Origin of the sequence: Pseudomonas sp. (assembly GCF_036387035.1) — a bacterium.
Lineage (GTDB): Bacteria > Pseudomonadota > Gammaproteobacteria > Pseudomonadales > Pseudomonadaceae > Aquipseudomonas.
Map to the genome: position 1 here is coordinate 1 of NZ_DASVUM010000228.1, position 8422 is coordinate 8422.

Annotated in this window: 8 protein-coding genes; all 8 read right to left on the bottom strand. The window is 61.8% G+C overall.

Annotated features, from left to right (window positions below; translation table 11 throughout):
• Nucleotides 1-295: 295 nt before the first annotated feature.
• The 8 genes from VF672_RS20865 to VF672_RS20900 all read right to left on the bottom strand — a co-directional run bounded on the left by VF672_RS20865 (nt 296) and on the right by VF672_RS20900 (nt 8132).
• On the bottom strand, nt 296-814 hold the full coding sequence (locus VF672_RS20865; RefSeq protein ID WP_331106420.1) for a GNAT family N-acetyltransferase: 519 nt from the start codon (nt 812-814) through the stop codon (nt 296-298).
• A gap of 56 nt (nt 815-870) precedes the next feature.
• Nucleotides 871-2376 carry a xylulokinase gene (xylB, locus tag VF672_RS20870; protein ID WP_331106421.1) on the bottom strand — a complete coding sequence of 502 codons (1506 nt, stop codon included), beginning with the start codon at nt 2374-2376 and terminating at the stop codon, nt 871-873.
• Between the two features lie 27 nt (nt 2377-2403).
• The gene (locus VF672_RS20875) at nt 2404-3402 is read right to left on the bottom strand and encodes a LacI family DNA-binding transcriptional regulator (protein ID WP_331106422.1); all 999 of its coding nucleotides are present in this window, start codon (nt 3400-3402) and stop codon (nt 2404-2406) included.
• A 24-nt stretch (nt 3403-3426) separates the two neighbouring features.
• Nucleotides 3427-4368: an ABC transporter substrate-binding protein gene (locus tag VF672_RS20880; RefSeq protein ID WP_331106423.1), complete on the bottom strand. Its 942-nt coding sequence runs from the start codon at nt 4366-4368 to the stop codon at nt 3427-3429.
• A gap of 64 nt (nt 4369-4432) precedes the next feature.
• The gene (locus VF672_RS20885; protein WP_331106424.1) at nt 4433-5425 is read right to left on the bottom strand and encodes an ABC transporter permease subunit; all 993 of its coding nucleotides are present in this window, start codon (nt 5423-5425) and stop codon (nt 4433-4435) included.
• Nucleotides 5422-6981 carry a sugar ABC transporter ATP-binding protein gene (locus tag VF672_RS20890; RefSeq protein ID WP_331106426.1) on the bottom strand — a complete coding sequence of 520 codons (1560 nt, stop codon included), beginning with the start codon at nt 6979-6981 and terminating at the stop codon, nt 5422-5424. The genes VF672_RS20885 and VF672_RS20890 overlap by 4 nt, the downstream gene beginning before the upstream one ends.
• Before the next feature lie 481 nt (nt 6982-7462).
• A complete protein-coding gene (locus tag VF672_RS20895; protein ID WP_331106425.1) occupies nt 7463-7783 on the bottom strand; it encodes a DNA-binding transcriptional regulator in 321 nt (106 codons plus the stop codon).
• Complete coding sequence (locus tag VF672_RS20900; protein ID WP_331106427.1) at nt 7767-8132, bottom strand: type II toxin-antitoxin system RelE/ParE family toxin; 366 nt, start codon at nt 8130-8132, stop codon at nt 7767-7769. The genes VF672_RS20895 and VF672_RS20900 overlap by 17 nt, the downstream gene beginning before the upstream one ends.
• Nucleotides 8133-8422: the final 290 nt, after the last annotated feature.

Consider the following 8422-nt stretch of genomic DNA (forward strand, 5'->3'; position numbering starts at 1 on the left):
ACCGCCAATCGCGACTTGGGTGCAGGCTGAACGCAGGTCTCGCGCAGTGGGCCGAGCCGCATGGATGCGGCGAGAGCGCCGTCAGGACAGGGATGTCCGTTCGGCGCGGGCCCACGGAGCGAGACCGGAGTGAAGGAACCCTGACGAAGGAAGGGCCCAACCGAGAGCAGGCACTTTTGGTTACTTTTAGTGCTTTTTAAAAGTAACTCGCCGAAGGCGAAACCCGAGGCCGTTAGGCCGAAGCCCTTGATCTTGGTTTAGATGCCCAAGATCGCGGGGTGACCGATTTCAGATATCACTTCCTGAGATCACACCACATATGCACCTTCGACACATACCGCTGCCCCACCGCCACCGCATACGGCTCCACACCAAACGCCTCGAACCCCATCCGCTCATACAGCCCCTGCGCACCATCATTGCCCTGCGTCACCGTTAACTGAACCAGCAACAACTGCGGCTGCTCCCGCGCATAGTCCAATACACCACCCACCAGGCGCTGCCCAATGCCCTTGCCCCGGTGCGCCTGCGGCACATACATCCCAAACAGCGTAGATTTATGACGCGCCTTCTGTCTTTTCTCAACCGAAAGGCCAGCAACCCCCAACAGGGTCTCCCCTTCAACCGCACCAAACACCGCATCGGTGACCTCAGCGCCCACCGCCAGCCGCTTCTCCCACCACGTGATCGACAAAGCCTCACGCTCACTGACATCAGACGTGAAGGCATCCGGGTGAAGACGGTACGCGTCGAGCATCAGCGCTCGATACGCCGAGGCAAATTCGGGGGTCAGTCGCTTGATGATCAGCGTCATTGAAATCACTCTTCAAGGTCGTTGGCTGATGATGTCCGGTTTCAAGCACGCCGTCTTCAGCGCAACCCGACAGGGGCGTCATCCCGCAAGCCCTGCGCGGCCGCCAATAATCCGCGAAATTTCTGATAGCGCGCCTGCAACGCCGGCTGCACCGCAGACACAGGCTGATACCGCGCCTTGACCGGCAGCCCCTGATGCAACAGCTCAGCGCCCTGCCCGATCGCCAGAAAACCCAGCTTCGCCGCGCCGATACAGGCGCTCAGTTCGCTGCCCTGCAGGGTATAGACCTCGCGATCAATGATGTTGGCCAACAACTGCGCCCAATACTCACTGCGTGCGCCGCCGCCCACCAGCGCACAGGCGTTGACGGTCGCACCGGCGCAAAGGGTTGCGTTCATCGCGTCCAGCAGCCCGAAGCCGACGCCTTCGAGCACGGCGTAACCCAACATCGCTGGCGTGCTGTCGTGCCCCAGGTTCATGAAGCCCCCGCGCAACAGCGGGTCGTTGTGCGGCGTGCGCTCGCCCGCCAGGTAAGGCAGAAACAAAGGACCGGTGACCGCCACCGGCTGATCGATTGGCAACGCAGCACTGACGTGTTCAAGCAATGCCTGCTCACTGGGCTGACCGAGCAAACGGGTGACCCAACGCAGGCAGCTCGCCCCGGCCAGCATCGCACCCATGGTGTACCAGCGCTGTGGTAGCGCGTGGCAAAAGCTGTGCACGGCGCTGGCCGGATGGCCCGCCGCATGATCGGTAATCGCGACGATGGCCGCGCTGGTGCCGAGGGTGACGAAAGCATCGCCTGCGTTGATCGCGCCGATGCCCACCGCCGAAACCGGATTGTCGCCGCCGCCCGCTGCCACCGGCAGGCCCAAGGGCAAACCGAGCTCATCCGCCGCCTCGGCGCTCAGCCCGGCAGACAGCTGATCGGCTTCCAGCAATCTCGGCATTTGCCCGACCGTCAGCCCGGTGGCGTGGAGCATCGGTGCGTACCACTCACGTCTGGCCACATCCAGCCACAAGGTGCCAGCGGCGTCGGACATGTCACTGACCTGCTCGCCGGTCAGCAACAGGCGCAGGTAATCCTTGGGCGACAACACGCAGGCGATGCGCGCGAATACCTGCGGTTCGTGCTGCTGCAGCCACAGCAGTTTGGGCGCCGTGAGCCCGGCCATGGCCAGACTGCCGGTGACTTCTGCGTATCCCGGGAAATCCTCATTCAGTTGCGCGGCCTGAAGCACGGCGCGGGAATCGTCCCAGAGGATCGCCGGGTACAGCACCTGCTGCGCGGCATCCAGCAAAACGGCGCCGTGCATCTGCCCGGACAACCCGATGCAGCCAATCCGCGCCCACGCCTGCGGGTTCGCTTCCCGCAACCGGGCCAATGCCTCAAGACACGCCCTCCACCAGTCGGCAGGGTTCTGCTCCGACCAGCCCGGCTGCCGGCGGCTGACCTCCACGCGCGCACCGGCCTGGGCCAGCACCGCGCCTTTGGCGTCCAGCAGGATGGCTTTGAGTTCAGAGGTGCCGAGGTCGATGCCCAGCGAAACTGCGTGATTCATGAACATTCATTTCCTGTCAGTAGACGCTTAAGGGCATCCACACGAATTGCGAATGCGTAACGTCGGTGCCAGCCGCTCCGACAGTCGTTTGCCCTCCGGCTCGTCGATGCGTTGCAGCAGCAACTGCACTGCACGGGCGCCCAGCGCCTGCACCGGCTGAGCAATGACACTCAAGCGCGGCAGAAAAAAATCCGCCCAGTCGAAATCATCGAAGCCGGCCAGCGCCATCTGTTCCGGCACGGCGATGTTGGCGTCACGCAACGCGTGCATGGCACCAATGGTCATCAGGTTGTTGGCCGCCAGAATCGCCGTGGGCGGCCGGTTCAAGCGCAACAGCGCTGCCGTGGCAACGCGTGCGGATTCGCTGTTGGACTCGCCGTCGATTAACAGCTGCGGGTCCCATGGCAAATCCGCCTCGGCAAGCGCCTGCCGGTAACCCTCGATCCGCTCCTCCGTCGTACTCAGTCCCCGGTGCCCGGCGATCATGCCGATGCGCCGATGACCGTGGCCGATCAGATGGGCCACTAATTCGTGGGTGGACTGGCGATTCTCGACGCCGACCTGATCGAAGCCCTCGACTGCCATGCGGTCCACCAACACGCTGGGAATGGCGTTGTTGCGCAAATACGCCAACGCGGCCTGCTGCGGGTCGCTGGACGGCGCGAGCAAAATGCCATCGACCCGGCGATGGTGCAGCGCCTGAACCACGCGCAGTTCCTGGGCGGGGTCGTCGTGTGTGTCGACGAACAACATCATGATGCCGTGGCGCGCGCATTCGGTTTCAATGGCGTGCACGGTCTCGCTGAAATAGTGGTTGGACAGCGCCGAGATCGCCACGCCAATGGTATTGGTGCGCGAACGGGCCAGGGAGCGCGCCAGGGTGTTGGGGATGTACCCCAAGTCCCGGACCGCTCGCTGGACCCCTTCAACCGTTTTGTCGCTGACCTTGCGCGTGCCGTTGAGCACGTGAGAAACAGTCGAGGTCGAGACCCGCGCCCGCTTCGCCACGTCTTCCATTTTGATCACTGCGCCGTCTCCTTCGGGCCGGTCTTAGTGCTTGCTCGACCAGCCGCTGTAGGCACCGATGTTGTCACGGGTGATCAGCTTGGGCGTCAATTGGGTCACCGCTTCAGCCGGCTTCTTGTCGTTGAGCAGGTCGTTGCCGATGACGACCGCCTGCTGCGCCATGGCCCATGGGTCTTGGCTGGCCGAGGCCTGGATCAACGTGTCGGCCTTGAGCGCCTGCTCGATGTCCGGCGCACCGTCCACCGAGGTGATGACGATGCCGCTGCGTTTGAGCTGCTTGGCCGCCAGGTCACTGCCGATAGCCTGGGGGTCGTTGATCGCGAACAGACCGTCGATTTTCGGGAACCGCGTCAGGTAACCCTGCATCGCGTTCAGGCCACCTTCGCGAGAGCCTTTGGCGTCCTGATCGTCGGAGAGAATCTTGATGTCCGGTGCGGCGGCAAAGGCCGATTTGCACCCGGTGACGCGGTCGGTCACGGCGGTGACTTGTGGGCCGTTCTCGATGATCACGTTGCCCTTGCCCGACAGCTTGTCGACGATGAACTGGCACGCCAGCTTGCCCGCTTCGACGTTGTCGGTCTGCACGGTGGCGTCGACACCGGCGGCGCTGACGTCCACGGCCACGACCTTGATGCCGGCGGCCTGGGCCTTCTTGATCGCTGAAGCGATGGCCTTCGGGTCCACCGCGTTGATCAGGATCAGATCGACGCCCGAGGCAATGAAGTTGTCGATCTGGGAGAACTGCTTGCTCAGGTCGTAGTCGGCGGAAACGGCCGTCACCTTCGCATTGGGATTGAGCTCCAGGGCCTTGGCTTTGGCGCCGTCGGCCAGGGTGACAAAGTACGGGTTGCCCAGCGAACCCAGGCTGATGCCGACAGATTTCAGCTCGCGGGCTTCGACGCCCTGGGACAGCAACGCCGCCAGGCACAGGGACACGACAGCAGGGAATTTGCGTTTGAAGTTCATGGGTTCTCTCTTGTGATTATTGTCAGAGTCTTCGTTGAAACGGATGCCGCCAGACAGCGTTGGGTCAGGTGCGCGCACCCGACTGGCGATAGCGATCCAGCGCCACCGCGCCGATGATCACAATGCCTTTGATGATGTATTGCCAGATATCGGAGACGCCCAACAGCACCAGGCCGTTGGTCAGGACCGCGATGATCAGCGCGCCGATCAGCGTGCCGCCGATGGTGCCGACACCGCCGGTGAAACTGGTGCCGCCGAGGATCACCGCCGCAATGGCGTCCAGCTCGTAGGATTGGCCCAGTTGCAGGCCGTTGGCGGCGAACAGGCGCGAGGCGCTCATCACCGCGCCGAGGCCGGCCAGCGCACCGGACACCGCGTAGACGAACAGCAGCACTTTCCACACCTTGATCCCGGACAGGCGCGCCGCTTCCGGGTTACCGCCCACCGAGTAAATCTGCACGCCCATCACCGTGCGCCGCAGGATGAACCACGAAACCACGATAACGGCCACGGCGATGATCACCAGCCACGGCACGCCGAGCACTGAATCGTTGCCGATGAACGCAAACGGCAGATCGGGATTGAAGACGGTTTTGTCGTCCGCCAGCAAACGCGCCAGGCCGCGCATGGCGGTGAGTGCGCCGAGGGTGACGATGAACGGCGGCAGGCGCATGAACGCAATCAGTCCGCCGTTGACCAGCCCGAGCAACAGGCCGAAGCCAACGCCGGCGGCGATGCCCAGCATGCCGAACTGCGGGGACATGGAGGCTTGCAGGGCGACGACGGCCGAGGCGGCGAGGATCGCGCCCACCGACAGGTCGATGCCGGCAGTCAGGATCACGAAGGTCATGCCCGCCGCGAGCACCACGTTGACCGAGGCTTGCTGGGTAATGATCGACAGGTTCTGCCAACTCATGAAGGTGTCGGTCATCAGCGAAAAGCCGATCAGCAACAGAATCAGCACGGGCAGCATGCCCACGGTGCGCATCAATTCGCGCACGTGCTCACGCTTGCTGACGGCGGCCACGGCGGGCGAGTTTTCCAAAGGCAGGCTCATGTCCTGGGTTCCTTTTTATTGTTGTTGATCGATGACTGCATGTGCGCACTCCCCGTGGCCAGATCAATGATCCGCTCCTGGGAAATCGCCTCGCCCGACGCTCCGCCGACCTCGGCCACCAACTCGCCCTCGCGCATGATCAGCACGCGGTCGCAGGTGCCGATGATTTCCGGGAGCTCGCTGGAGATCACCACAATGCCGACGCCGGCCTTGGCCAGCTCGTTGATGATTCGGTAAATCTCGGACTTCGAACCGATGTCCACGCCGCGGGTGGGCTCATCGAGGATCAGCACGTGAGGCTTGACCTCCAGCAGCCGCGCCAGCAGCACTTTCTGCTGATTGCCGCCGGACAGCGCGCCGACATTGACCTTACCCGAGGCCACGCGAATCGACAGCGAACGAATCGCCTCGATCGCGCGCTTCGCCCCACGCCCACGATCAAGCACGCCACCGGCATGGGCGTCCGGGACGCAGGCGCAGACGTTGATGTTGTCGCGCACGCTCATGTCCAGAAACAGGCCCTGGGCCTTGCGATCCTCGGTGAGGTAAACCACGCCGGCTCTAATCGCATCCGCGGGATTACGCAGCTCGGTGATGGCTTTGCCGGCGACCTCAAGGGAGCCTGCGATACGTGAATCGGCCGCGAAAATCAGGCGCGCCAGCTCTGTGCGCCCTGCCCCGACCAGCCCGGCGATGCCCAGCACTTCGCCCGCGTGCAGGTCGAAGCTGCAGGGTTTGACGCGCTTGCCGTCGGCCATATCGCGCACGCGCATGACCACCGCGCCAGGGTCGTAGGCGGCGTGTTCTTTCTTGTAGAAACCGGACAGGTCGCGGCCGACCATCATCTTCACCAGCGCCTCGGCGGACAGGCCGTCGCGCTCCAGCATGCCGACGTACTCGCCGTCGCGCAGCACCGACACCCGGTCGGAGAGCTCGTAGATTTCGGCCATGCGATGGCTGATGTAAATAATCGCCAGGCCCTGGTCGCGCAGCTGTTTGATCAGGGCAAACAGCCGGTCGGTCTCCCGGGACGAGAGCGGCGTTGTCGGCTCGTCCATCACCAGGATTTTGGCGTTGGCGTGCAGCGCCCGGGCAATCTCCACCAGTTGCCGCTCGGCAATGGACAGCACGCTGACGGTGGTCGAGGGTTTGAAATCAGCGCCCAGTCGCACCAGCACGTCCACGCAACCGGCCTCCATCGCCTTTCGGTCGATGCTCCAGCCACGGCGCAGCTCACGGCCCAGATAAATATTCTCGGCGACGCTGAGGTTCGGGCACAGGCTGAGTTCCTGATAGATCACGGCAATGCCGCGCGCTTTTGCCGACAACGGATCGAAGGCGCTCAGCGCCTGACCGTCGATGCGGATCTCGCCGCCGGCATCGGCCTGATAAGCGCCGGACAGGATTTTCATCAGTGTGGATTTGCCCGCGCCGTTCTCACCCATCAAGGCATGAACTTCACCGGCGTAGACTTTGAGCGCGACGTTCTTCAGCACGCGCAGACCGTTGAAGGTCTTGGAAATGGCGTTCATTTCCAGCACGGGCTGAGAGGACACAGAGAGGACGGCGCTCATGGGTGAGCGGCCGATGGAGCGCAATGCACAGAGGCGGACAGCACGCGCGGCAATCGAGCAGACGAGCGGATCATGTGAATCTCCGAGGTTTCTTGTTTTTATGCGTGGGCCACCTCTTGGCGGGTGGCACTCGGGTATTACGTTGACATGTTTCGGAACAGCTGAATCCTAGAACAGCTGAATCGATTCACGCAAGCGCTTGCTTCGGTTTTTACGATTTCGGATTTGCGGGCCACGCCTATCCAGCTAGAGCCTGCCCCACCGAGGTGCCACATGCATTAAGTGGAACCGGCTTGGGTCGGGAAGATGAACGGTGTGATGGATCGTCCCCACGCTCCGCGTGGTGATGCATCCTGTTACGCTCCGCGTCACTTTCACAAACTTGAACTGCACCGATTGGTGGACGCCAATCGCTCGGAGCCGCTGTAAGACGCAAGTGGGAAAGGATCGGCAACAGACAGGCTCAGGCCAATGTCTCGAGCCCATGCTTTTGAACGATGCTCAACAGTTTGAGGCCCATTCCGCCGGGACGTTTGGACCCGGCTTCCCACTGCTTGATCGTGGAAGTGCTGGTGTTGAGGTAGCGCGCGAATACAGGTTGGCTGACATGGCTACGCTCACGAATCTCCTTGATTTGCGCCGGCTCCATTTCAGCCGGGACCTCCGTCATACAATGCCGGTCAAACTCGCGCATCGTCGCCTTATCAATAGCGCCGATACCCAACAACGCCGTGGCGGATTCATGCACTGATGCCAGCGCTTCGCTCTCAGTCTTTTTTTTCATTGCAGATCTCCGTGAAATCCCGTCGATCGAGCAGCATTTGTATTTGCCGCACGTTCAGTTTCTCGTAAGCCCTGGCGAGCTTCATGAAAGCGAGAAGCTCTTGCTTATTGATGTTGCTCTGGTTCTGTTTCGCGAAGAGAAACTGATAAACCCAGTAGAACTTGCCTTTCGCGAGGATGATCGAGCGATGTCGATTTTCATTGAGTCGCTTCTTCCAGACACCGCCACCCAGATCATCAGCTTGACCTCTGCCAATTTCTTCAATAGCGGTGCAAAGCTCTCTGTCGTCAATCGCCGCCTTACTGGCGGCAGCGCAAAACCCCTTCGTTTTAAACACTCTTTCCCGCATGTCGGTACCCACCAGCGATTTGAAATCTACCACTCAGTGGTATACCGCTCATAGCAGGTTTCGTCGCTTCTCGCGCATAGACTGGCAGCGGTGGGCATTTCTGAAAGAGCTGTGTGAAATCGGATGGCGACAGCTTGGACGTCAATCAGCGCACGTCGCTCGTCGAGGTGAGTCGTTTCAGCCTGATTTTGCGGTAGCATTGCTCGCATTTCGATGACGGCCAGAATCAGGAAGCCTTATGTCCAGAATTTCCCACTCCGCTTTGCGTCGCAAATTCCGTGAACAGCTGG

What these genes read in the sequence shown, in the direction of transcription:
- VF672_RS20865 (WP_331106420.1), bottom strand. Translation starts at nt 814, where the DNA reads ATGACGCTGATCATCAAGCGACTGACCCCCGAATTTGCCTCGGCGTAT.
- xylB (WP_331106421.1), bottom strand. Translation starts at nt 2,376, where the DNA reads ATGAATCACGCAGTTTCGCTGGGCATCGACCTCGGCACCTCTGAACTC.
- VF672_RS20880 (WP_331106423.1), bottom strand. Translation starts at nt 4,368, where the DNA reads ATGAACTTCAAACGCAAATTCCCTGCTGTCGTGTCCCTGTGCCTGGCG.
- VF672_RS20885 (WP_331106424.1), bottom strand. Translation starts at nt 5,425, where the DNA reads ATGAGCCTGCCTTTGGAAAACTCGCCCGCCGTGGCCGCCGTCAGCAAG.
- VF672_RS20895 (WP_331106425.1), bottom strand. Translation starts at nt 7,783, where the DNA reads ATGAAAAAAAAGACTGAGAGCGAAGCGCTGGCATCAGTGCATGAATCC.
- VF672_RS20900 (WP_331106427.1), bottom strand. Translation starts at nt 8,132, where the DNA reads ATGCGGGAAAGAGTGTTTAAAACGAAGGGGTTTTGCGCTGCCGCCAGT.